Origin of the sequence: Klebsiella sp. R390 (assembly GCF_051131745.1) — a bacterium.
Lineage (GTDB): Bacteria > Pseudomonadota > Gammaproteobacteria > Enterobacterales > Enterobacteriaceae > Klebsiella.
Genome location: NZ_CP180445.1, coordinates 1,406,491 through 1,430,319, shown reverse-complemented (window position 1 = coordinate 1,430,319; position 23,829 = coordinate 1,406,491). Strand labels below are relative to the sequence as shown.

At 51.9% G+C, this 23,829-nt stretch carries 23 protein-coding genes and 3 pseudogenes; 22 read left to right on the top strand and 4 right to left on the bottom strand.

Annotation, left to right across the window (positions count from 1 at the left end; genetic code table 11):
- Positions 1-338: 338 nt before the first annotated feature.
- Positions 339-539: pseudogene (locus tag ACMYSP_RS06665) on the bottom strand (hypothetical protein); the annotation flags it as partial.
- A 189-nt stretch (positions 540-728) separates the two neighbouring features.
- On the opposite strand from ACMYSP_RS06665, the pseudogene ACMYSP_RS06660 reads away from it, so the two are divergent.
- From ACMYSP_RS06660 to ACMYSP_RS06625, 8 genes and pseudogenes are all read left to right on the top strand, one after another.
- Positions 729-1,108, top strand: a pseudogene (locus tag ACMYSP_RS06660) (IS5/IS1182 family transposase); the annotation flags it as partial.
- 185 nt (positions 1,109-1,293) lie between these two features.
- Positions 1,294-1,461, top strand: coding sequence for a hypothetical protein (locus tag ACMYSP_RS06655; RefSeq protein WP_040224012.1), 168 nt, complete (start codon positions 1,294-1,296; stop codon positions 1,459-1,461).
- Positions 1,462-1,554: 93 nt separating this feature from the next.
- Positions 1,555-1,749: a hypothetical protein gene (locus ACMYSP_RS06650; protein ID WP_434586079.1), complete on the top strand. Its 195-nt coding sequence runs from the start codon at positions 1,555-1,557 to the stop codon at positions 1,747-1,749.
- A gap of 12 nt (positions 1,750-1,761) precedes the next feature.
- Positions 1,762-4,383, top strand: coding sequence for a transglycosylase SLT domain-containing protein (locus ACMYSP_RS06645; RefSeq protein WP_434586078.1), 2,622 nt, complete (start codon positions 1,762-1,764; stop codon positions 4,381-4,383).
- 1 nt (position 4,384) lies between these two features.
- Positions 4,385-6,091 carry a hypothetical protein gene (locus ACMYSP_RS06640; protein ID WP_434586077.1) on the top strand — a complete coding sequence of 569 codons (1,707 nt, stop codon included), beginning with the start codon at positions 4,385-4,387 and terminating at the stop codon, positions 6,089-6,091.
- Positions 6,091-8,637, top strand: a complete 2,547-nt coding sequence (locus ACMYSP_RS06635; RefSeq protein WP_434586076.1) for a hypothetical protein — start codon at positions 6,091-6,093, stop codon at positions 8,635-8,637. The genes ACMYSP_RS06640 and ACMYSP_RS06635 overlap by 1 nt, the downstream gene beginning before the upstream one ends.
- Positions 8,638-8,639: 2 nt before the next feature.
- Positions 8,640-9,023, top strand: a complete 384-nt coding sequence (locus tag ACMYSP_RS06630; protein WP_434586075.1) for a Rap1a/Tai family immunity protein — start codon at positions 8,640-8,642, stop codon at positions 9,021-9,023.
- 24 nt (positions 9,024-9,047) lie between these two features.
- Positions 9,048-9,356: a hypothetical protein gene (locus tag ACMYSP_RS06625; RefSeq protein WP_434586074.1), complete on the top strand. Its 309-nt coding sequence runs from the start codon at positions 9,048-9,050 to the stop codon at positions 9,354-9,356.
- 102 nt (positions 9,357-9,458) lie between these two features.
- On the opposite strand, the gene ACMYSP_RS06620 is transcribed toward ACMYSP_RS06625, so the two are convergent.
- The gene (locus ACMYSP_RS06620; RefSeq protein WP_434586073.1) at positions 9,459-9,707 is read right to left on the bottom strand and encodes a helix-turn-helix transcriptional regulator; all 249 of its coding nucleotides are present in this window, start codon (positions 9,705-9,707) and stop codon (positions 9,459-9,461) included.
- An 85-nt stretch (positions 9,708-9,792) separates the two neighbouring features.
- Here ACMYSP_RS06620 and ACMYSP_RS06615 point away from each other — a divergent pair.
- From ACMYSP_RS06615 to ACMYSP_RS06605, 3 genes and pseudogenes are all read left to right on the top strand, one after another.
- A pseudogene (locus tag ACMYSP_RS06615) lies at positions 9,793-10,023 on the top strand (hypothetical protein); the annotation flags it as partial.
- Between the two features lie 272 nt (positions 10,024-10,295).
- Positions 10,296-10,928: a KilA-N domain-containing protein gene (locus tag ACMYSP_RS06610; RefSeq protein ID WP_434586072.1), complete on the top strand. Its 633-nt coding sequence runs from the start codon at positions 10,296-10,298 to the stop codon at positions 10,926-10,928.
- A gap of 491 nt (positions 10,929-11,419) precedes the next feature.
- Positions 11,420-11,845: a hypothetical protein gene (locus ACMYSP_RS06605; RefSeq protein ID WP_434586071.1), complete on the top strand. Its 426-nt coding sequence runs from the start codon at positions 11,420-11,422 to the stop codon at positions 11,843-11,845.
- A 342-nt stretch (positions 11,846-12,187) separates the two neighbouring features.
- On the opposite strand, the gene ACMYSP_RS06600 is transcribed toward ACMYSP_RS06605, so the two are convergent.
- Positions 12,188-12,538: a DUF1304 domain-containing protein gene (locus tag ACMYSP_RS06600; protein ID WP_434586070.1), complete on the bottom strand. Its 351-nt coding sequence runs from the start codon at positions 12,536-12,538 to the stop codon at positions 12,188-12,190.
- 169 nt (positions 12,539-12,707) lie between these two features.
- On the opposite strand from ACMYSP_RS06600, the gene ACMYSP_RS06595 reads away from it, so the two are divergent.
- From ACMYSP_RS06595 to ACMYSP_RS06580, 4 genes are all read left to right on the top strand, one after another.
- Positions 12,708-13,994: a citrate synthase gene (locus tag ACMYSP_RS06595; RefSeq protein ID WP_434586069.1), complete on the top strand. Its 1,287-nt coding sequence runs from the start codon at positions 12,708-12,710 to the stop codon at positions 13,992-13,994.
- A gap of 151 nt (positions 13,995-14,145) precedes the next feature.
- Positions 14,146-14,358, top strand: a complete 213-nt coding sequence (locus ACMYSP_RS06590) for a hypothetical protein (protein WP_123755780.1) — start codon at positions 14,146-14,148, stop codon at positions 14,356-14,358.
- Positions 14,359-14,412: 54 nt separating this feature from the next.
- A complete protein-coding gene (locus ACMYSP_RS06585; protein ID WP_434586068.1) occupies positions 14,413-14,565 on the top strand; it encodes a hypothetical protein in 153 nt (50 codons plus the stop codon).
- 30 nt (positions 14,566-14,595) lie between these two features.
- A complete protein-coding gene (locus tag ACMYSP_RS06580) occupies positions 14,596-14,760 on the top strand; it encodes a YnfU family zinc-binding protein (protein ID WP_217426878.1) in 165 nt (54 codons plus the stop codon).
- A gap of 56 nt (positions 14,761-14,816) precedes the next feature.
- Here ACMYSP_RS06580 and ACMYSP_RS06575 read toward each other — a convergent pair whose 3' ends face one another.
- Positions 14,817-15,686, bottom strand: coding sequence for a GNAT family N-acetyltransferase (locus tag ACMYSP_RS06575; RefSeq protein WP_434586067.1), 870 nt, complete (start codon positions 15,684-15,686; stop codon positions 14,817-14,819).
- 399 nt (positions 15,687-16,085) lie between these two features.
- Between ACMYSP_RS06575 and ACMYSP_RS06570 the strand changes: the two genes are divergently transcribed.
- The 7 genes from ACMYSP_RS06570 to cadC all read left to right on the top strand — a co-directional run bounded on the left by ACMYSP_RS06570 (position 16,086) and on the right by cadC (position 23,700).
- A complete protein-coding gene (locus ACMYSP_RS06570) occupies positions 16,086-16,889 on the top strand; it encodes an alpha/beta hydrolase (protein ID WP_434586066.1) in 804 nt (267 codons plus the stop codon).
- Positions 16,877-17,248 carry a RidA family protein gene (locus ACMYSP_RS06565; RefSeq protein ID WP_434586065.1) on the top strand — a complete coding sequence of 124 codons (372 nt, stop codon included), beginning with the start codon at positions 16,877-16,879 and terminating at the stop codon, positions 17,246-17,248. Before ACMYSP_RS06570 ends, ACMYSP_RS06565 begins: the two co-directional genes overlap by 13 nt.
- 55 nt (positions 17,249-17,303) lie before the next feature.
- Entirely contained in the window at positions 17,304-18,497 is a 1,194-nt protein-coding gene (locus ACMYSP_RS06560; RefSeq protein WP_434586064.1) for an aromatic amino acid transaminase, read from the top strand.
- A gap of 11 nt (positions 18,498-18,508) precedes the next feature.
- Entirely contained in the window at positions 18,509-19,918 is a 1,410-nt protein-coding gene (locus tag ACMYSP_RS06555; RefSeq protein WP_434586063.1) for an amino acid permease, read from the top strand.
- 355 nt (positions 19,919-20,273) lie between these two features.
- Positions 20,274-21,194, top strand: coding sequence for a Kdo(2)-lipid IV(A) acyltransferase (locus ACMYSP_RS06550; RefSeq protein WP_434586062.1), 921 nt, complete (start codon positions 20,274-20,276; stop codon positions 21,192-21,194).
- A gap of 85 nt (positions 21,195-21,279) precedes the next feature.
- The gene (locus ACMYSP_RS06545) at positions 21,280-21,906 is read left to right on the top strand and encodes a CatB-related O-acetyltransferase (protein WP_434586061.1); all 627 of its coding nucleotides are present in this window, start codon (positions 21,280-21,282) and stop codon (positions 21,904-21,906) included.
- Between the two features lie 231 nt (positions 21,907-22,137).
- Positions 22,138-23,700 (top strand): lysine decarboxylation/transport transcriptional activator CadC, encoded by a 1,563-nt coding sequence (gene cadC, locus ACMYSP_RS06540; protein ID WP_434586060.1) that lies wholly within the window; start codon positions 22,138-22,140, stop codon positions 23,698-23,700.
- Positions 23,701-23,829: the final 129 nt, after the last annotated feature.

Genomic DNA, 23,829 nt, shown 5'->3' with positions numbered 1-23,829 from the left:
CGAGCCTTGGGATGATAAAAGACTATCTGATTGTGGCCTACCTGACGACAGTTGCCGCCTGGGCAGTCACGCTGACGCTAATTGATCTCTCTGCAGGAGCGGCACTCTGTACGAAGTGCAGGATGCTGGGTGTTGCCCTTGTGGTTCTGTTCATGCTGGTGGTCATCGCATGGTAGTTTGAACATTACACCGAGAATCGAACCATCTTATAAATTGCCTATATCTTATTTATAGGCAAATGAGTTGTGTTTTGCCTATGTATGGCAGAAATGGTGTGCTCTGGCTATGTATAGGCATAAGTGACGTATTTTGCCCATGAGTGTTGATATCTCTTAGTGTTAACTTGCTGCGCTGGGAGGGATCGGGTATCTCAGGTCTATTTGTGGCGCATCACTTAGAAGCCGGCCAGATTTTGCCATCAGGTATCCGGCGATTTCTTCAGGCGTCAAATCTACATGAAGCATGTCTTCGTCCTGGAACCATTCATTAGGCCAGTAGATGAGATCGGACGGATTGGCGTTAAAGTTTTTCTCCAGCAACTATTGTCTGGAATAAAATCTTGTTGGGATAGGCTTTTAGTCCCATTAGTAACTTTTCTTAGAGAAGTTACTAATGGGACTAACGCATCATTAGTGACTTTTTTCAAAAAAAATACTAATGAGATCACTGCCCTCCCTATCCCTTCATTAGTAACTTTTTCATAAATAGTTACTTATGTATAAGGGTAACTAAAGCGCAGTTTGATGACAGATGCCAACGGGCTTCCTTTTTCGCTGGTCGTCGCAGCAGCGAACACGCATGACATCAAACTGGTTGGGATACACTCAAAACCCTCCAAACGGGTCGTACGGGACAAAAACCCAGGCTCTGCCCGGACAAAGACTACTAAGCAGGCAGGCTGAGCCGCCGCGACGAGCCGCATATCCAGTCCCGTAATGAGGGACACAAGGGTTTCAAAGCCCATCGTTAGGTCGTCGATAGGACTCATAGCTGGATGAATCGCTTTCGTCGGGTCCTGAACCAATGAGAAAAGAAGGTCGAAAATTACGAGGCCATGTTGCATTTTATCTGTGGTCTTATCGTCTGGGATAAAGTCCTATTGAGATAAGATCTAAGTTGAGGATCAGCAGCAAGTCATTACGCAATCTTCGTCAAACACTCGTCAAGATCCTATAAAACAATCAACTCCCCTTCTGGTAACGATCGAAATTATTCTTTCATTAATTGCAATATAAGCAATGATCATTTCAATATGTGAAATTATAATGACTGTATAAATATCAGGAGGTGGTCATGTCGAAACAGTCCGTCAAACCTGTCTTGCTCAGCGAGGCACAGATTCAGGCAATCAGAAAAATTCAGGAAAAGCAGCGCCAGCAATCAGGTATTGGCGTTGCGCCAACTATCCATGAAATCGCAAGGGGGCTGGTGGACAAAGCCTTGCAACAGCATTTGGGGTAAAGGCTCTAACTTGTTGATACAAAGAAAAATAACCAACTGCTTATTATTCATGCAGATGTTCAGTGTTTTGGGGCTAAAAAAGGTAACTATGAAATGAATATCACTGACGAAGAGTTGCTTCAGCAAGTTCAAACACAGGCTGATAAATTACCACCTGAAGAACGACAACTCATTTTAGAGTTACTTCACCGTTACAGCGCTGTCTACAGCGTTGCTCAATCATACATTCCGGATTATCCACGCGGTGTTTTGGATGCTTTATGTTTTATCCAAAGAAACAAACCATAAGGAGGTCTCGTTATGCCAACAGTGCCAACTGTACAAGGCCGCCAGGTTGAAAGTCGCGGCGTTTCATCTCCGGGATTCCAGACCTTCGAGCAGCCCAATATCAGCGATGCGCTGGTAAGTGTCGGCAGCCAGGCTCTGGATGTGTTCGGGCAGGCCAAACAGCAAGCGGACCTTGCACTGACCCAAGATGCGACTCAAAGGCTTTATGCTGTTGGGAGCGGATTGATGGATGATCCCAAGGAAGGTCTGATGACTCTCCAGGGGAAAAATGCAATTGGTCAGGCTCCTGGGTATATCCAGAAATTTGATAACGAGATGCAAACTATTGCTGGCACGTTGCCTGAGTCCGCACGAAATGTGTTCTTAAAGCATGCTCAACAGCAGCGAATGCAATTTGCCACCCAAGCAGAGCGGCATGAATTAGGGCAACGTAGGCAGTATGAGTCTGGTCAGCAGGACGGTTATTTATCCTTGCAAGCTCAGCAAGCTATATCTAATCCACAGTTGTTCAACCAATCAGCTTTGAATGCCAGAGCCTCAATTATGGCTTATGGCCAAGCGCATGGACAAAGCCCTGAAGAAATCGAGGCAAACTGGGGGCGGTGGCGCGAGCAGGCCGCGAACCGTGCTAGCGAGGCATGGTATAACCCGATCTACCAGCAGATGATGGGGCCGGAAGGGAAAATAGAGGTCACCAACACGCCGCAAGAGGCGCAGCTCTTTTCATCGATTATCTGGCAGGAGAGTGGTGGCAATCAGTTTGGTAAAGATGGTGCACCGCTGGTGTCACCGAAAGGTGCTGCTGGCGCCGCGCAGGTTATGGAAAGTACCGGCCCGGAGGCTGCTAGCCTCGCTGGTCTTCCGTGGGATCGCGACAGATGGCTGAACGACCCGCGATATAACGTGCAGCTTGGTAAAGCATATTTCGGAGCACAACTGAAAAAATACGACAACAATCCGGTTCTGGCGGTTGCGGCGTATAACGCCGGACCAGGAGCAGTTGATGGATGGATTAAGCAATTTGGTGATCCGCGAGACGGCACGGTTTCGAATGAGCAATTCGCCGCGGCGATCCCCTACGAGGAAACGCGCAACTACGTGGCGAAAGTTACCGGCAGCGCCGGCGCGATACCAGGCAATGCCACCATTGAGAACCTCGTAAACCAGCCATTCTGGAATGCGATGAGCCCGCAGAAAAAATCGGAGATGCTGAGCAAGCAGTCTGGCCTCTATGATATGCAGGCTGCAGCCGGACGCGTCTCTTTGCAGGCACGCATGCAGGATGATCTGGTTAAGCTGGAAGCGGGGCTGGAAGTCAACCCTATCACGGAACATGAATGGGCTGCGGTTATGCCACTGCAGGCCAGTCCTTCAGAGCGCATTCAGTTGCAGCAGTCCTTCGAGCAGTACCAGCAGGCGATGATGCTTCAGCCAGTCTACAAGACGATTGTTCAGGGTTCTGCTCAGCAGGGTATTGCTGCGGTACAGGCCATGATTCCGCAGGAATCAGACGCTGATTTCAAATTCAAGCAGGGGCTGTACGCGACAGCGCAGTCCAAGCTTAATGCCACGCTTAAGGCACGGGAGTCCGACCCGGGAACCTGGCTACAGACTCACTCACCGGTGGCAAAAAATGCCTTCGACCAGTACAGCAACGGTCAGGCATCTGGCGAATGGTTGGTGTCCCGTCTTCAGTCTGAGAAAGACCGCCTCGAGATCCGTAGCAAAAAGGTACTGCCTGATTCAATGGTCAACAGCCTGATCGCCCGCATTGACAACAACCAGGAATCGAGCGTCGCTGCCATTCAGCAGATGGCACAGTCCTTCGGGAAATACTCTGGTCAGGTTATGCAGCAGGTGCAGAAAAGCGCATACCCTGCGCTACAGGTCATTATGGCTGTCGACAACCCACGCGCAGCGAATGCCCTCTGGCAAAACAGAACGCTAAAAACTCCGGACTTGCGCAGCAGCTTCGAGAAGACCGCCGCCGACAGCGCAGATTCGACATGGAACGATCAGGCGAAAGACTTCGCCAGCACAATGGTCGTTCAGCCAGGAGGGTCTGCTGTGTGGAACAACTTCAACGAACAGGGAAAGCGTCTTACTTACATCAACATGCAGCGAGGCATGTCGCCCAACGTTGCCGCCAAGCAGGCCTATAAAGACATCCTAGGCGATCAGTATCAGACCAGCGGCACATGGCGTATGCCAGTCAACGCCGGGCAAGATATTCACGACGTCACCGATGGTGCAAATGAATACCTCAAATCTCTGTCACCCGAAAGCATCATGCCTCTTATCGGCGATCCGCGTCTGCCTGACAGCGTCAATCGTGAGCAGAGCCTCAGCCGTATCCGTGATAACGCGCAGTGGGTCACCAACAGTGATGAAAGCGGGCTGACACTGATGATGAACGGCCTACTGATAAACAACGCTCAGGGGCAGCCAATAACCGTGACGTTTGCTGATCTGGCGAAGATTGGCGCTGGTAACCGCACCACCTGGAACAGCCTGACCAAATTCGTACAGACGCCGGTTAAATATACGCCGGGCCAGTCGAAGAATTACACGGTGGAAAGTCAGCGTGAAAACTTGATCAACATTATCCAGAACGGACAGCAGGCGGGGCGATAACATGCCGATTTATACAGATGATCTAGGGCAGGGTATAAACCAGCCGCTGTCTAATGCCCCGTCAGGGCTTGGTGAATCCCTGCTTACTTCCCTCAAAGAGGGGTTCAAAGAGGGGCCGGTGATGTCGGGATATCGGTTCTCTCAGGCCGATCAGTTGGCAAATGACCCAAATTCGAGCATTGTCAGCAAATCAGATGCGGAAACACGTCTGAAAGAATACGGCGTGAAAAGCATTAACATACCGGACAGCGGCGTTACGCAAACATTCCTCGACCATGTGATCAGCGAACGCCGGGAAACGCTGGCGAAGCAGCAGATCGCCATGTCTGCGCCGTCAGGATGGGTTGCCACTCCTCTTAACTTTGCTGCAAACCTTGCTGGTTCAATGGCGGATCCCGGTAACGCGGCACTGGCGCTGGTCCCGTTTGGTGGAGAAGCGAAAGCGGCAACTATGCTCGGGCGCTTCGGTGAACGTCTGGCTATCGGCGCACGGCTTGGCGCCGGGCAGGCCATTGCCACCGTACCGCTGACGGCGCAGGCAGCCGCGGCAGAAGGCGGTGACTTCAACTACGGAAACGCGCTGGAGAGCACATTCTTTAACACGCTGGCTGGTGGGCTTATGCACGCTAGCGGAGGCCTGATAGCTGATGTAGTGCGATCCCGCAGAGCGGGGGCCAGTGAAAACTCTTTTACACCGCCGGATGTTCAGTCCGTTACTGACGCACAGCCTACGCCAGTGGCGACACCTGACAACATCCCGGCTGGAGTTAACATCCCAGATTCCGGCACTAATGCCGATCTGTCAGCGGCAATCGCGCGCGATGCAGAGGCATACGCCTACAGTCGCGCCTATGATGACGTCGTGCCTGAGTATCTTTCCCGCCAGCAGGAGTTACAGACGGGACGCATTGACAATGTTGCGGATCTGCGCATCGAGCTGGCGGCCAACAACCGGCAAAGTGATGTGCTTGACGCAACGTTAGCCCAGCGCACGGCCGAGTATCAAGCGCAACGCATGAACTTCAGAGCAGCCCGTGCTAGGGCACAGCGAGATATTCAGAGTGAGAAAGACGCCATCGCCGCGCACAACCAGGAGCTTACGCAACAGATTGAGCGCAACGCAGCCGCTGAACAGGCAAAAGGCAGAGAAACTCAACTATCGCGCAAAGAAATCCCAGACGACCTGGCGCCGGTAATCGCCATGCGCGCACAGCAGATCCGAGAAAGCATGCAGATGTCGCCGGTCGCTGGTGCTGTCCGTGCCGCATCGTCAGCAGTGCGGGAGGCCGACTGGAGCGTAAACCAGCAAGCGTACCGCAGCGCGTTAGCGCATATGATGGAAGGTCGGTCTCCGGACATTGAGCCATTCTATGATCTGCATAAGCCAGCCCTGCGTGAGCGGGCTATCCAGCGCATCCAGAATCCAATACACCAGGCTGATGAAGGTGGTCGTGCCGTCAGTGAAAGCGCTGATCTTGTGTGGCAGGATACACAGAAGACTGGCCATGAAATATCTGCGGCCACCGCCGACCTGGAAAACGAATTTAATATCAGCGACGCGCTGCTCAATGACATCGCCACGGACAACCCGGAACTCGCCACATCAATGCGTGAGAACATCGCCGCCATCCGGGCGGAGGCGAACGATGATTCACTCGGCAAAGCTTTCCGGGCTTTCGCCGCTTGTATGATTAACCGGGGGCTGTAATGGCTAACGAATTTCTTACTCAATGCGAAATGACCGTCAATACTGCTGCAGGGCGAAAGCTGTCTGAGGACGAAATGGAATCTCTGGTGCGCGACATGAACGATACTACCAACCGTATCCTAGCTGGTAACGAAGCCCTGTCACTGGAAGATGCGGCGATGCGAGCTGCGCAGGAGCTTGGCAATCGCGAGCAACTGGCGAAAGTTATTGAGGCCCGTAATAAGGCGATTAATACCCGCATTGCAGCGCAGCGCCTGGCCGAGCTTCGCCGGACGTGGGAAGACCGTCCTGACATCGGGCTGGAGGCCATGCTGGTGGGGCGCAACGACGCACGCACTGGCTCCCGTCGCTCGGTGTCTTCTGAGGTGGCGCAGTTGCGCGGGAAGTATCACGCTGGTATCAACTATGATTTTGACCAAGCAGGGCTGGTTAAGTTTATCGCCAGCGGCAGTAACGATCGGGAGATCGCCGACGCCATGTGGCGCATCGGGCGCGGTCAGAAAACGGACGATATGACACCTCAATCCGTCAGTGCTGCGAAGATCATCATGAAGTGGCAGGAAACTGCGCGCGTGGATGAAAATCGCGCTGGTGCATGGATCGGCAAGATGCCAGGCTACATCGTCCGGCAGTCACATGACATACTGGAAATACGCGCTGCCGGTTATGAGGCTTGGAGAAATTCCATTCTTCCACGTCTGGATGATGTCACCTTTGACGGGATAACAGACCGAGAAAGCTTTTTGAGTGACGTTTATGATGGACTGGCATCTGGAGTACACCTTACCTCTGAAAAACCTGACTGGATGAATGGTTTCAAGGGATCGGCAAACGCGGCGAAGCGGGTCAGTCAGGAGAGAGTTCTGCACTTCAAGGATGGTGTAGCGTGGCATGAATACAACGAGCAGTTCGGTACAGGAAGCCTGCGTGAGGCTGTATTCGGCGGCCTGAACAGCGCCGCGCGTACTACTGGAATGATGCGTGTACTCGGAACCAACCCGCAAAATATGTTCAATTATCTGGCTGACACCATTGAAAAAGATATCAAAAAGTCAGGAAATCCTGCTGCATTGGCTGACTTTAATACCAAAGTAAAACGTATTAACCGTACAGTAATGCCGCAGGTTGATGGTTCTCTAAACATACCCGGCAGTGTGGGATGGGCCAACGCTTCCGCTAACGTGCGCGGCTGGCTGCGTATGAGCCAGTTGGGTGGCGCGGTCATTTCGTCTTTCAACGATGTGCCGATCTCGGCTACCGAAATGCGGTACCAGGGTCAGAACTTTATGCAGGCGCTAACCGGCGCAATGAAAGGGCGTTTATCCCGTTACACAAGTGATGAACAAAAGGAGATCCTGTCGTCCATCGGTGTTTACTCTGACACGATGACACAGGAGATAATCCGGCGTATGTCCGGCGACGATAGCATGAGCGGAAAGATGGGGCGCGCGCAACAGCTTTTCTTCAAATACAATCTCATGAACTTCTGGACACAATCCGGGCGTAACAGCAACGCCATGATGATTACTAACTGGCTGGCGAAGAATGCAGACCATCAGTTTTCTGCACTTCAGGAAGATTTGCAGCGCGTGCTGGACCTGCATGGCATCGGGGACGCTGAGTGGAATATCTATCGCAACATGGATATGGCCGATAGCGAAGGAAGAAAGTTCATGACTAGCAGCGGTATCCGCGGCGTGCCAGAAGATGTGATCGCTTCCTATGTCGAAGGGAAAGGGATTAAACCAACCGAACGATCCATAGCTGATGCCAGAGATACACTGGAAGGTCAGTTGCGTGGATACGTTCTAGATCGGCTTAACATAGCGATGTCGGAGCCTGGCGACCGCACCCAATCACTTATGAAGATGGGTACAGTGCCAGGTACCGTCCCAGGGGAAGCAATTCGTTTCGCCGGGCAGTACAAATCTTTTACTGCCAGCTTCATGCAGAATGTTCTTGGCAGAGAGGTATTTGGTCGCGGATACACTCCCGCAGGCCTTGGTGAATCGAAAACCGGATCGCTGACCAATGCGCTTTTGCGTAATGGAAAAGGTGCCTTCATGGGGGCTGCAAACCTGTTTGTATGGTCCACGTTGTTCGGATACGTCTCACTGCAGACCAAGTTGATGCTGAAGGGGCAAACCCCGCGACCTGCAGATGCTAAAACATTCCTTGCGGCAGCGGCGCAGGGTGGTGGACTTGGTATCTTTGGTGATTTCATGTTTGGTGAAGTTAACCGGATGGGGGCAGGTCCGGTAACGTCGCTGATGGGGCCTGCAGCTTCTAATGCCGACAGCATCATCACGCTATTGCGACAGACAACGCGTGGTGAAGCAGACCTGGGTGACTGGTATCGCACCTCTCTGGACAATACACCGTTCCTGAACGTATTCTGGCTGCGAACAGCAATGAACGGTCTGATATTGAACCGTATACAGGATGCGCTTGACCCAGGCTCTTTGGAACGATATCAACGACGGGTTGAGCGTGAGCAGGGGAACGACTTCCTGATCCCACCCTCACAATTCATGTTAGGGAAATAATAATGAATGCCAAATATATTGCTTGCGCTCTTTTCTGCGCATTTTTAGCCCCTGCAGAAGCAAAGTTTTATGATGGCCAACAGCTATACCTATATGCTCAAGAGTATAAAAAAGCTGAACAAGGTGGACCCAGTACGCCTGATAATCAGCTTCAGGCTGGCGTATTCATGGGATATGTGGCATCAATGATTGATGCCTATGGTAATGAAGGGGCTCAGATTTTTTGTCAGCCTAATGGGCGGTTACAGACATATGCTGATGTTGTTTATAAATACTTAAACGATAACCCTGACAAGCGAGTTAACTCAGCTGAGAGCTTGGTCATAGCTGCTATGCAGGCATCGTTTCGTTGTAAAGAGCCACCAAAATGGATGAACAATAAATAGCGTGACATGTCACGAGGGGTGCTAATGCGCAATTTCATTATTTTGTTTTGCTTGGCCTTACCTTTATCAGCATCGGCAATCGTTATGGGAGGAAGCAATCTCGGATTCGGTGGATATCCTGAATTCACTGAGATAGCCCCCACACCGCCATACACTGATGACCAATATTCGTGGGAGAATTACCGGCGAGAAGTCGAGGATTACACAACGAAAGCAAAGCAATACCTGGAGGATGCTGATTCTGATATTCAGAGGATTCAGGAGGCTCAGCAGGATGCCATCCGCAAAGCTAATGAAGTAGTTCAAGAGTACAACCGGAATTCACACCAATAAAAAACCCGCATAGCGCTGATTTATGGGGAGCCCTCAGCGCTATACTGGCCTATCTGATTCGGATGGTAGAAAGTGGTTAACTCCGCTGCGGTGTCAGAGCTGTCAGGCTGTATTACTCACTGGCCGATATTTTCTCTTTGTGACGTCAGGCTTTGTGCCACCAAATTCTTTGGGGCTATTGGCCTTACGCTCGTCGAGCCACTGCTCGATCTCGTCACCATCCCAGGCGCAACGCTTATCAGTGATGTACCAGCGCTTCGGGAACTCGCCATTTTTTTCCAGTCTGTCGATAGTACTCATGCAAAGACAGACTTTTTCAACCAGTTGTTTTTTATTCAACGCATATCTCATCAATTTACACCAGTGAGTTAGAAGACGTGTTTTTTTACCAGCCATAACCCTTTGTATGCATTGGATTACTCCTGGTTGAGTGTCTGTGGATTCGATTGGACAAATATCATCCATTTGTTGTCCAAGGTTAACCCTTTGGCCTCTTCTGGAGATGGTCAACGCGGCACGTAAGCAGTGCTGGGAGCCTCCTGTACGCAATAACAAGTTCATTGAGAAAATCATTGATGAACTTGAGGGGGAGACCTACACAAAAAGTGTAGGTCTCAAAAATGGTGCTGAAATTGAAATCGCCGAAATGTCCATTAAGCAGAAACTGTGTTTAGGGGAGTTGTAACTGGGCTGAGCACGCCCTTTGTCATCAAGGTAATCTCCTAAAAATTTAGGAGATGATTCGCCAAGTATTTTCGCCACTTTTGGAAGAAATCTTTTATGTTGAAGCCGGCGATATTTCTTGCAGGAGAATTTAAGGCCCAGAGCCTCCGCAGATAGCCGTCATGACAGCGTTAAACGCACTATCGAAAGACTAGCCGCCGCTGGCGTAATATCCCAACCACCAATGGTGGATGGGAAAAATCGGCCAATGGTGTTGTGGCGAAGGTGTGTATTTTTGAAGGCGAAAAAGGAAAGCGCGACAGCATCATTGTTGTCACCCAGACCGGAATTTACGACGTTGATATCAATACTGATGAAGAAGGTCGCTTCAACCTGAATGCATTACACCGGGCAAGCGGTGGAGATAATAGCAAGCGCCCTTCATTATGGCTGGCTAACAAACAAGCACAGGAGCTGATTACAGAGCTAAGCAGGAATTCCGGCTTAGGTCAGGAAGTAATCAAAACCCAAAAAGGCGGCGCCTCTCCTGGAACTTTCGCCCACGAGTTGCTGGCTATCGAGTATGCCGGGTGGATCTCACCGAGATTCAGCACAAGCACATCCCCGGCTAAAACGCCGTTGGTATTAGGTGAAATGCACTCAGCAAAATTTTTCGCTCAGTACTCAGATAGCACGGGGAGAAAGCTGCCTTGTTACTTCTATCCAAAACGTGAAACCTTCCTGTACGCAACGTCATTTTCTCAGCTGATGTTGGTTCACTTCGTTAAATGTTGGTTCAAAATTAGGTGGTGTTGGTTCAATTTTTTGAAAAATATTCAAACAAAACAATGGTCTTTACGTTTTGAGGCAACTGAACCAACCGAACCAACACATTTTGCATGTATATAGAGAAATTTTCCGTGTGTAAATTATGATGCGGTTTTGGACGGGTGAATATTAGCGGTATAGCAGAAAGCACCTGGCACCCAATATTGCGCGATAAATAGTCAATGTTCGGCCATAGAAAAATATATGGGGGTATATTTGGGGGTATGTATGATTTTGATAACCTACATAGTTAAATAAAATCATGTTGTTATGCGTCTATATCGAATCCTGTAGGGTACCATTTAATCTCCATTGCTCATCATGTTTGTTCTGTCTTTATCGGGCATCTCCTTAAATAAAACCGCAAATATCGCCCCATTTTCCCTTACCTGCCCCCTTCAACGATCTGGTCTGATAACAACCATCGATGTTGCAGAAAAATCTTAATGAAACCCCCTCTCTGACATGACTTGCATCAACGTCTGTCTTTTTCAGATCGCGGATATTCGCTCGCGGATTAACAGGCCACCAGAGCCGACGTCCACAACTGAAAACACGTTAATGAGGGTTGCATGAAAAAGTTAATCATTATTGCATCAATGGTGTCGGCGCTGGCCGGCTGCTCAAGTGAAGCCTCCCGCATGGCAAATTGTGAGGCGAAAGGGGTCAGCCGCGATGCGTGCTATATCGCAGAACAGAATCGCCAGGCCGCCATCATGAACGCGGCGGAAAAACAGGCCTTAGAAAATGCCCAGGCCATGTATCCGCAGAAAGCGCAGGCGGCCAAAAAATCTGTTGCGTTCACCAGGCACTATGACGGAATGACGATTAAGCGTGACGCGACGGGCATCCTGACGGTAGATGGCAAGCCGGCCGCGCAGGATGAGGTGAATGCCAAAGCCACGACCTATTCCCAGGGGCTGTACACCATTATTGCCTACACGAACGGCAAAGTTGCGGTGATGAAAGAGGGGCAGTTTTTAGGCTACGCAAAATAGGGTCACCTTCTGGTTATTAAACCGCCTGCGGGCGGTTTTTCTCTGGCTGTTTGCGCGAGTTATCATCCATAAATCGTACCGTTTACTCTCCTTGTATTAGCTGTTTCCCGCCTGACCGCTGTTTTGTGTAAAACGATAAGCTTAAATCTCGTTTTTTGTGAACTCTATCAATTAATTACGGATAATTCATGCTCATGATAATAGTAAGAATTGTCTTGCCAGGGAGGGAACAAATGAACACACCTATTTCCATTATTCTGTTCATCTTGCTTGCTTTCGCGGCACTGATTGAATTAGGCATTCTTTAGCGTCTGCTCTCTGCTGGCTTTTAGGCGCACCATGCTAGCGAATGCACAGGGCAATCAGCGCCACCACCGCAGGCAGCGCCTGCACATACAGTATTTTCCGACTGGCGGTCATGGCACCGAAGATCCCGGCGATAATCACGCAGGTCAGAAAGAAAATTGTAATCTCGAATCCCTGTTCCCCGCGCCACAATCCCCACAGCAATCCGGCAGCTAAAAAACCGTTGTACAGCCCCTGATTGGCGGCCATTACCCGGGTATCGCGGGCAAAGTCGGCGCTAAGGTTGAAGGCCTTGCGGCCGGTTTTGCTCTGCCATAAAAACATCTCCAGAATCAGGATGTAGATATGAATGGCGGCGACGATAACAATGAGTGTATTGGCTAACACGGCGGTCCTTACTCAGTGATGATCATATTGATGGGCTAAAACCCGCTTTTATCACGCTTTTAACCGTTTATATCAAAGAATAGCCGCAGCACTCTGGCTATGTTGGAAATTCGGCCTGAAGAATGGCTTCAGGGCGCTCACGATATGCTGCAGAGGGGGAATTGAAAAGATGGGGACTACGCCAGTAACACTTTCTTTGGATGGGCAGCAGTCCATCCCCCTGAATACGGTGTCCGGAACGCTGGGTCAGGTCGGTCTCGATGCCCGCGCGCTCGCATCGTCAGGAATGTGCAGCTTTGATCCCGGCTTTAGCAATACCGCCGGGTGTGAGTCGGCTATTTCCTATATTGATACCGAAAACAGCGTCCTGCTGCACCGGGGTTATCCGGTCGATCAGCTAGCGCGACAGTGCGACTTCCTTGAGGTCGCCTGTATTATGCTGCAAGGGGAAGCGCCCGATGAGGCTAGCTATCAAGCCTTCCGGGAGAAAATCACCCGTCATACCCTGGTCCACGAGCAGATGTCGAAAATGTGCAGTGGATTCCGCCGCGATGCCCATCCGATGGCGCTAATGTGCGCCATGGTGGGGGCGCTGGCAGCGTTCTACCATGACGTGCTGGACGTCGAAAATCCAGACCATCGCGCGCTGGCTGCCACCCGTCTGCTGTCCAAAATGCCGACCATCGCGGCAATGAGCTATAAGTTTTCCATCGAACAGCCGTCGGTCTACCCAAAGAACGACCTGGCGTACGCCGGGAATTTCCTGCATATGCTGTTTGCCATCCCGGCGGAAAAATACGTTGTGAATCCGGTGATTGAGCAGGCGATGAACCAGATTCTGGTTCTCCATGCCGATCACGGGCAGTGTGCTTCCACCACGACGGTACGGGCGGCGGGTTCCTCCGGGGCTAACCTGTTTGCCTGCGTGGCGGCCGGTCTGGCCTCCATGTGGGGGCCGATGCACGGCGGCGCTAACGAGGCGAGCATGCAGATGCTGGACGCTATCGAGAGCGTAGACCAGGTACCGGCGTTTATGAGCAAAGCGAAACGGGACCCGCAGGCCTTCCGTCGCCTGGGCTTTGGCAACTCACGCTACAAACATCTCGATCCGCGGGCCGCGATCCTGCGTGAAACCTGCCATCGGGTACTGGCAGAACTCGGGATGTCCGATCAGCTGCTGCAGGTGGCGATGGCCCTTGAAGAGGTGGCGCTGAGCGATCCGTACTTTATCGAAAACGGCCTGTCGCCGAGCGTGGACTTCTACACGGCGGTGATCCTGAAAGCGATGGGTCTGCCTGCTTCGATGTTTGTGGTCATTACCGCCGTTGGACGTACCCTGGGCTGGGTCGCACACTGGAACGAAATGTATGAAGCGCCGCTGAATATCTACCGTCCGCGGCAGATTTACACCGGGGAAGCACCTCGGGACTACGTTTCACGCCGCGTGCAAAAGTAGCGTCGTTACGCCTCTGTCACAGGAGCAACGCCGGTGAGCCAGGTCGCCACCGGCGTCAGGGCCGGAAGGGAATTATCATGCATCGCGGTGATGAACTTCATCACAGCGCCTATAATTTATACGGGTATGTGGCTGGTTGGAGGTAAATCGCATGATTACGCACCCGGAAGTTCGGCGCTGGGCATCGGTGATGCTGATGTCGGCGCTGCGCGGAGAGATGTCCCAGGAGGAAATATTGACCCAGGTTCATCGGATTTGTGAGAACCATGGCTCAGCATGCCTTGAAGACGTTATCGATGAAATTTTAATTGAAGCAGGCCGGATTGGGTCTGGACACAGTGACGGCACCCTGTATCGGCACTGATATAACGCATTGATATTGAAGGGAACGGTCACCATTGTGCGACCGGCGTATGGCATGACCCCGCAAAAACGCCTTTTGATCGGAGATGGTACGCGTCTTTCGCCGTTCTCACCATCTCCTGATTTTTCTCTCCCTGAATCGCTGCGCCGTGGACGCTTTGCCATCGGCAGCATGATCTGTGTGTTTTTTAATCAGCCAATGCTATGATAAACCACACTCAACCAGCGGGTAAGGTCTATGTCATTCTTTGATAACGCAGTGAAGCGTTTTCGTTCCTCTGCAGGGACGACGGTAAGATGTCCGGAGTGCCGACATAAATCACGGCATCCGCTCAGCAAGGTTAAAAACGGTGCCGCCCTGATGTGTCCGCGTTGTAAATCGTTGTTTGTCGTCACACCCTGACGGATTGGCGCCTGACCATTCATGCCACCCGGGCAGCATGAATGGTTGAGTGGCATTCAGGCGTGTGCGAGGGTAGGGAACATCAGTTTACGGTCTTTGAAAATATTCTCTTTTGCCGAATAGATGAACAGAAAATCATCGATCTCTATCTTGTCATATTCACCGGCCCGGTCTTCCTTCGGGGTAAAACCTAAAATAACCTGCCGGGTCTGATCCGCGGCCAGTTCATTCACAATGGTGGACATCGAACTCGTACTGTCACAGAAAATATCAAAGCACAGTAGCGCATGTTCGCTCTGCATCGCTATTGCCACGGCTTTATTTTTCTCCGAGTAATAGATGCAGTGTTTCATAAACGCTGAACAATAAAACATCAACAACCCGAAGTTATTGTGCGCTGTGAGTTGAGAAAACGGATTGGATTTCTGGTAGTAAGATTTAAGCAATTCAACATCGCCCGCGTTATCCATATCGAGCTTGCGAAAATCCCCCGCGGTCGGCATAACCGGCAGGGTGTACTGGTATTCATCCGTGCGCTCAAAGCCAAATCGTGGATAAAAATCAACGGTGGTGGAGTTGGCAAACAGAAAAATCCCGTCGACGCGATCCTGCCAGTCCGCCAGAATCTGGTTAATCAACTGGCTGGCTAAGCCTTTTTCCCGATGGTCGGTGGCGGTCATAACGGTGCCAATCTGAATATAGCGCTTAGGCTGGCCTTGCCACTGCAGGTCGATGATATTGGCGGAGGCATTGGCAATGACTTTATTATTATTGTCGACGAAAGCATAAGGAATATAGGATTCAGTCCAGTAGCCTTGCTTGTACCATGACTTAAAAGAGAGCTCAAAGGTCTTAATGGCTAAGTTAATGAAGCTGTTTCTTAAGACATCATCATGGACCACTTGCTTAACTAATTTATATTTCATTGGTCTGTATTCCTTCTTATACATTTTGAGACCCGACATTACTACGGCCAAATTAATATCAAAACAATGGCTTATTTATGTCGTTGAGTATGGCCTTTTCCCGATGTTTGTACAATCTGGACCCCCCAGCGGTGTCTCAGGACGTTGACTCGGTCACAGTACGATGAGCCGGAGGGGGGCAACCGCAAGATGCCGGTGGCGAAAAGTGAATCGTAATGCCTCGTCCATCCCCCTCTCAATGGCCTTATCACCCGGTAAAAGTTTCACTGGTAAAACTTATTCAGGCGAAAAATTAAATTCTATTAACCCTCACGCATTCCACTTTAAGCATGCTTGACAATAAATTTTCTCGTTGCTAATAGTTAAGCCACATCTTAAATAATAAACAAAGTTTAATATATGAAACTCAGCGCCGGGAGTTATGACAACAGCACTACCGTAGATAATGAAGCGGAAATACTGGCTGATTTTCAGCGGCGGAGCCAGCAGGCTTATCAACGTTGTAAAAATATCATGACTTTTTCTTATGGTGAAAAGGTGCGGGAGGATATTGACTGGTTTATTTCCCCGGAAGAGAAAGTAGGAACAATAGTATTTATCCACGGTGGCTACTGGCAATCCTGCAATAAAGAGGATTTTGCCTTTATTACCGCAGGGCCGCTGGCGCTGGGGTTTGATGTAATGCTGGTGGAATATTCGTTAGCGCCGCAGGTCACGCTGACGACGATCCACCAGCAAATTGGCGCGGCGCTGGATGCGATTGCTCGCCAACCGGGCGTGGCGGGGCCGCTGTATCTCAGTGGACATTCTGCCGGAGGGCATCTGGCGGCCTGCTGGCAGGCTCATCCGGGCGTGGAGGCGGTCCTGGCGATCAGCGGTATTTTTGAGCTCGAACCGCTGCTGACCACCGCGGTGAATCAACAATTACAGCTGACGGCGCAGGAAGTGCGCGAGCTCAGTCCGCTGCGCCACGTGCCGGTACAAGCCGCGCCACTAACGCTGTTTTACGGCAGTCTCGAGCGACCAGAGCTGATTGCACAGAGTGAATACTATGCCCGGCAGCTGTGCCAGCAGGGACGAACGGTCGGGAAAATGGCGATAGAGAATGCCAATCACTACTCCATCCTTGATGCGCTGTTTGCCATTGATGGCGCACTTTTAAGCGTACTTTGCGAACACAGGAAGCCTTTATGCGAGACGTAATCCAGACCGACCTGCCGGATATCGGTCAGCCCTTTTCCTGGGCGACGCGTGGCGGTGGGATGCTTTTTACTGCACACGGCCCGGTCCGCACCGATGGCAGCATTGAAACCGGTGCGGCGGAAAAACAGATCACATTGACCTTTGATAATCTCGCCCGCACGCTTCAGGCGGCCGGGAGTCATAGCGATAATGTATTACAGGTCATTATTTATCTTACCGATGTTAACGATGTAGCGATGCTGGATAATATTTACCGACGCTACTTCAATGCACCTTATCCGAATCGTTCGACGGTTATCGTGGATAAATTAGTGGTGCCTGGCATGAAAATAGAGATTACCGTCAGCGCGACGGCTTGAAAACAACAATAAATATTCACCTGCTGGCCATAATTTATTATGGCTAAGGATACCTATGTTCTCAGAAATTAAACCATCGACTCCCGATCCTATTATGTCGCTGATGGAGGCGTATTTACAGGACCGCCATCCGCGAAAAGTGAATTTAGGCATTGGCTTATATTACGACGAGCGCGGGGCTATTCCGCTGCTGGATACCGTTCAGCAGGCAGAGCAGCAATTGCTGGCGTTGCAGCAACCGCACGGTTACCCGCCGATTGAAGGCAGTGCGCGTTTTGCCAGCCAGATCCAAACGTTGTTATTGGGGCCAACCGCTGCGCAGCACGCGCTGGCGACGGTGCAAACCGTGGGCGGTTCGGGGGCATTAAAGCTGGCGGCAGACCTGCTGGTGCACTTTTTACAGCGTAAAGAGATTTGGGTTTCCGACCCGACCTGGGCTAACCATCAGGCCATTTTTTCCGGCGCGGGACTTCAGGTCAACCATTACCCCTATTTCGACAACCTCAGCGGCGAATTGCGCTTTGCCGAGATGCTGGCGCTCCTGCAGACATTGCCCGCCGGGACCGCGGTGCTGTTACATCCGTGCTGCCATAACCCGACCGGCACTGACCTGAGCCACAGCCAGTGGCAGACCCTGCTGGCCATGATGCAGACGCAGCGGCTGTTGCCCTTCTTCGATATCGCCTATCAGGGCTTCGGTGCCGGCCTGGAAGAGGACTGCTATGCGCTGAGGCTGGCGCTGGAGAGCGATCTTGATTTTATCGTCGCCAACTCGTTTTCGAAAAATATTGCCCTGTATGGCCAGCGCGTTGGGGGACTGACGGTCCGCTGTGCCAGCGCCAGCGACGCTGCCAATGTTCAGGGGGCGCTCAAAACCCTGATTCGCCGGAGCTACTCCTGCCCGCCGACCCACGGTAGCCGCATAGTTGAGACGATATTAGCCGATACACAACTGTGCCAGCAGTGGCAGGCGGAGCTCGCCACCATGCGTGAGCGGATCCAACTGATGCGCCAGCGTCTGTCCGCCGGGCTGGAGCAGGGGGCCTCTGCGCTGGACTACCGGCGCATCCGCGATCAGCGAGGTATGTTCAGCTATACCGGCCTTAACGAGCGTCAGGTCAGCGAACTGCGTGAGCGCTATTCCATTTATCTGGTGGCCCCAGGGCGCATGTGTCTGCCCGGCCTTAATGGTGACAATATTGACTACGTCACCGCCGCGATCCTCGATGTCACCACCGCCCGTCGCTAAGGCAGGAACCGATGAAAGATCGTAAGCGTTTTGATGAGATTGCGCAGCGCCAGGACGGGCTGAAGAAGCAACTGACCGCCGGGCAGATGTCGATGCTGGCGATTGGCGGGGCGATTGGTACCGGGTTGTTCCTCGGCAGCGCCTATGCGATTCAGATGGCCGGGCCGTCGGTGTTGCTGAGCTATCTGATTGGCGGCGTGATCGCGCTGCTGTTGATGGGCTGTCTGGCAGAGATGACCTCAGAGCATCCCACTCCTGGCTCCTTCGGCGACTATGCCGAGTTTTACCTGAGCCCGCTGTGCGGATTTCTGGTGCGCTACTCCTACTGGTCCTGCGTGGTGCTGGCGGTGGGAACCGAAGTCACTGCGATCGGGATGTATATGCAGTTCTGGTTCCCGGATACGCCGGTCTGGCCGTGGGTGCTGCTGTTCTCCGCCGTGGTGATTGTGATTAATGTTATCGGTGTGAAATGGTTTGGTCAGGTGGAGTATGCGCTCTCGACGGTCAAGGTGCTGGCGATCGCGGCGTTTATCCTGATTGGCCTGGGGATCCTCGCCTTCTCTGCCAATCCTACCTACGGCCTGCATAATTTTACCGCCAGCGGTGGGTTTATGCCGTTTGGGGTGAGCGGTATGTGGTTTGCGACCATCGTCGCTATCTTCAGCTATCTCAGCATCGAAATGATTGCCGTGGCGGCAGGCGAGGCTAAAAACCCGGTGGTGGCGGTGAAGTCGGCGTTTAAAGGAACCATCCTGCGCCTGTTTATCTTCTATATGCTGTCGATTGCGCTGATGCTGGCGATTGTGCCGTGGCGTCAGTCCGGCACCAGCGAAAGCCCCTTCCTGGTGGCGATGAACGTAATTCATCTGCCGTATGCCGGCGGTATTTTTAACTTTATTGTCCTGATTGCGGCGCTCTCGGCGATGAACAGCCAGCTGTATATCACCACCCGCATGATGTTCTCATTGTCGCGGGCTCGCCAGGCACCGGCGGGATTTGGCCGGATCAGCACGCGCGGGATCCCGGTGAATGCGCTGGCCATCTCGTGCGTCGGGATTATGATCTCCATCGTGCTGAGCGTGCTCTACCCGCAGCAGGCATTTGCCGCCATGATGTCCATTTCGGTCTATGGCGCCTGTTTCACCTGGCTGATGATCTTTATCACCCATCTGTTCTTCCGCCGTCAGCACCGGCAAACGGCGTTGAAGTTTCGGCTGTGGGGCTATCCCTGGACTCCGTTGCTGGGGGCCAGTCTGATGCTGGCGCTGCTGATCTCAACGGCGTTCACCGATTTCTTCCGCATGACGTTATGGTTCGGCATTCCGTTTACCTTGCTGCTGATCGGCATATATTACTATAGCCACCGCTCACGAACGGTCCTGACGAGCTTGCCAACGCCGGACGCGGATCGGGTGCACTAACGCCAATTCGCCGTTCGCCTCATTCAGGGGCGAACGGCTGTTCACATGTTGAATGGCAGCCACAGCGAATAATTAAGATGTTATCCACTTAGCGCCTGTCCCATTAGGCTCTTATTCTCAAAGATATTTTTATGTGGGCTGGCGATATGCTATTTCATGGATGACTGAATAATTTAATTAATAATAAATTTGTTACACACAACAGAGTATCCTGCGCCCGGTTCAGCGATATAATTTTATTCTTATTCGCACGACAATATTGCCATCGATTAAATAAAACCGCCTCCGCTGCGCGATATTCCGCGTGTGCCATGCCATGTTGTCGAGTTTCCTATATTGAATAAACAGGATCCCCATGTCGCCTTTACCACAATTTTCGCGCTCTTTTTTTCACCCTAAATACTGGCTGATATGGCTGGGGGCGGGTTTGTTATGGCTGGCGGTGCAGCTACCTTATCCGCTCATCTATCGCCTTGGCACGGCGATGGGGCGCCTGGCGATGCGCTTTATGAAGCGTCGTGTCAGTATTGCCGAGCGCAATGTCGAACTGTGCTTTCCTGAAATGAACGATGTTCAGCGCCATGAGATGGTGCGACGAAACTTTGAATCCCTGGGAATGGGGTTGATGGAAACGGGTATGGCGTGGTTCTGGCCCGCGAGCCGAATTGCCCGCTGGAGCGAAACCAGCGGCGTGGAGGAAGTGATTAACCTGCAGCAACAAAAGCAGGGGGTGCTGCTGATTGGCGTGCATTTCCTCACCCTTGAGCTGGGGGCACGGATGTTCGGCATGCATACGCCGGGCGTTGGCGTATACCGTCCCAACGATAATCCGGTGCTGGACTGGCTACAGACCCGCGGGCGGTTACGTTCGAACAAGACCATGCTGGATCGCAAAAACCTGAAAGGGATGGTACGTGTCCTGAAAGAGGGGGAGATCCTCTGGTACGCGCCGGACCACGACTATGGCCCGGAAAGCAGCGTGTTTGCCCCTTTTTTTGGCGTCGAGCAGGCGGCTACAACGACCGGAACCTGGATTCTGGCTAAAATGTCGAAAGCGGCGATCGTGCCTTTTGTTCCTCGTCGCAAACCTAATGGTGGTGGTTATGAATTGATTTCGTTGACGCCGGAATCAACCCCGCCACTTGAGAGCGCAGAAAGTACGGCCAGCTGGATGAACAACATTATTGAACAGTGCATTCTGATGGCACCAGAGCAATATATGTGGCTCCATCGGCGTTTTAAAACCTGCCCTGATGGGGTCCCTTCCCGCTATTAAGTGGTTGTTCCTGCGCCGAAACTTTTAGCTTATGATGATTCACCTGCACGCAGTCATCATATAAAAAGCAAGAAGGAATGCCACGATGGCGGACAAACACTGGGCGATAACCGAACGCCTGCACCAGACGGTCAAGAACCCGAATATCATTATTCACGGCACCCATAGTTACTACAGCGATTTCTGGGATCGGGGCTTTGAACGTGGCGTTGTACGTCACCTGCATGACGATAGTGTCAGCGAGGAGTGGGGGCCGCTAGGCCATGTGGATAAGCTCATTATCGGCAATTTTGTCTGCATCGCCGCGGAAGCGGTCATTCTGATGGGCGGCAACAGTACCCACCGACTCGACTGGGTCAGCTTCTATCCATTTGCGGCTTCCGTCAAAGAAGCTTATCAACCGCGCGGCGATACCGTGCTGAAAGATGGCTGCTGGATTGGCATGCGGGCGATGATTATGCCCGGCGTCACAATTGGCGAAGGGGCGGTGGTGGCCGCAGGGGCGGTGGTGACCAAAGATGTCCCGCCTTATACCGTGGTGGGGGGCAATCCGGCCTGCATGATTAAGCGGCGTTTTCCCGAAGCGGATATCGCGCGACTGTTAAAGCTCAGGCTCTATGAATTAACGGAAGAGACGTTGCTGCACCTGCAACCGCTGTTATCCAGCCCGGATATTGGCGCCCTGGAGCGCGCGGTGGCACAGTATCGCTAACCTCACTTTCTGGAGCAATAACGGCGGTATCGATCGGTATTCCTGAACGATTTATTCATAAAGCAAGCAGGAGTTAATAGGTCATTGATTGGGATGTCTGGACATAAAAACTGGATAAGTTAAATAATTGTAGATTGATATAACGCGTTCAAGGTAATGACCCCTATCATAATTAGGTATGGGAAATGTGCTATCATCCCGCCTTTCCCTCTTCGTTTTGGGCGCTTTTTTATGCAACAACCTGTTGTACGCGTGGGAGAATGGCTGGTTACCCCTTCCGATAACCAAATTAGCCGGAAGGGGCGTCAGCTTACTCTTGAACCGCGTTTAATCGATCTTTTGGTCTTTTTTGCTCGCCATCCCGATGAAGTTCTCAGCAGGGACGAGCTGATTGATAATGTCTGGACTCGTAACGTGGTCACCAGCCACGTCGTGACACAGAGCATCTCTGAACTCCGTAAGTCACTGAAAGATGGGGATGATAGTAGCCCCGAATATATTGCGACCGTGCCCAAGCGCGGCTATAAGCTCACGGTGCCGGTGATCTGGTGTACGGAAGAGGGGGAAGCCCCCGCGCCGGTTATCCCTCCTTTGATGCCTGCTCCGGCGACGGCCGCAGCCACCGCTCCGGTGGCGGTGCCGGGCGAGCCGGCTACGCCAGAACTCTCTGACGAGGGGCTACAACGTCAGCCGGTGCCGGTAAAATCGGAAAAGCGCCGACGCATCACCACCTTCGGCGTCTGGATCCTGTTCCTGCTGGCACTCGGGACCTGCGTGGCATTGGTGGCGCTGTCGACGATGGAGTCGCGACCGCCGGTCACCAAAGCCCGTCTGCTGTTGAACCCGCGTGATATCGATATTCACCTGCTGAAAGGCGGCTCCTGTACTAACTGGGCGTCGCAGCACGCCTATGCGGTGGGGTTAGGTAGCCTGGTGGCGACTTCGCTCAACACCTTCTCGACGTTTATGGTGCATGACAAAACCGACTACAACATCAACGAACCCAGCAGTTCGGGAAAATCGTTGACTATTGAGTTCGTCAACCAGCGCCACTATCGCGCGCAGCAGTGCTTTATGTCCGTGCAGATGGTCGATAACGCCGACGGCTCGATGATGATGGACAAGCGTTATTTCATCACCAGTGATAACCAGCTGGCGATTCAAAACGATCTGCTGAGCAGCCTGTCGGAAGCGCTTAAGCAACCCTGGTCCGATCGCATGCAGGCGATGTTGAAACAATATCAGCCATCGCACAGCACGGCGCTCACTCAGTTCTACGAGTCACATCAGCTATTAATGAACGGCGATGTCGACTCATTAGGTAAGGCCAGTGCGCTGCTTGATGATGTGACGAAAGACTCACCGGAGTTTTGTTATGCCTATGCCGAAAAAACGCTGGTGGATGTTTTACGTCATTCGCAGCAACCGTTGAATAAAGAACAGCTCAACGCGCTGTATGCCGAAATTGCGCGAGTCGGCGAGATGCCGGGGATAAAAAACACGGCGGTGTTTTATCAAATTAAAACGGTGGATTTGTTAGGTCAGGGAAAAGTTGACGAGGCGTATGAAGCTATTAATACCGGGATCGATCTGGAAATGTCGTGGGTGAATTACGTGCTGTTAGGCAAAGTCTACGAAATGAAAGGAGAGAACCGGGAAGCTGCCGATGCCTATCTGACCGCATTTAATTTACGTCCTGGTGAAAACACATTGTACTGGATTGAAAATGCGGTATTCCAGACCTCAGTGACCCGCGTCGTGCCATATCTTGATAACTTCCTCTCTGCAGAATAGGAGCAGATCCCGTAAGGCATCTATTGTTGCAGTCAGTTTGGGCACGGACAGCGTGGAACCACCGAAGCGTACACGAAGTACGAGCGAATAGTATTCGCTTCGCTCACCCTTCGGGTCGCCCTGAAGGGC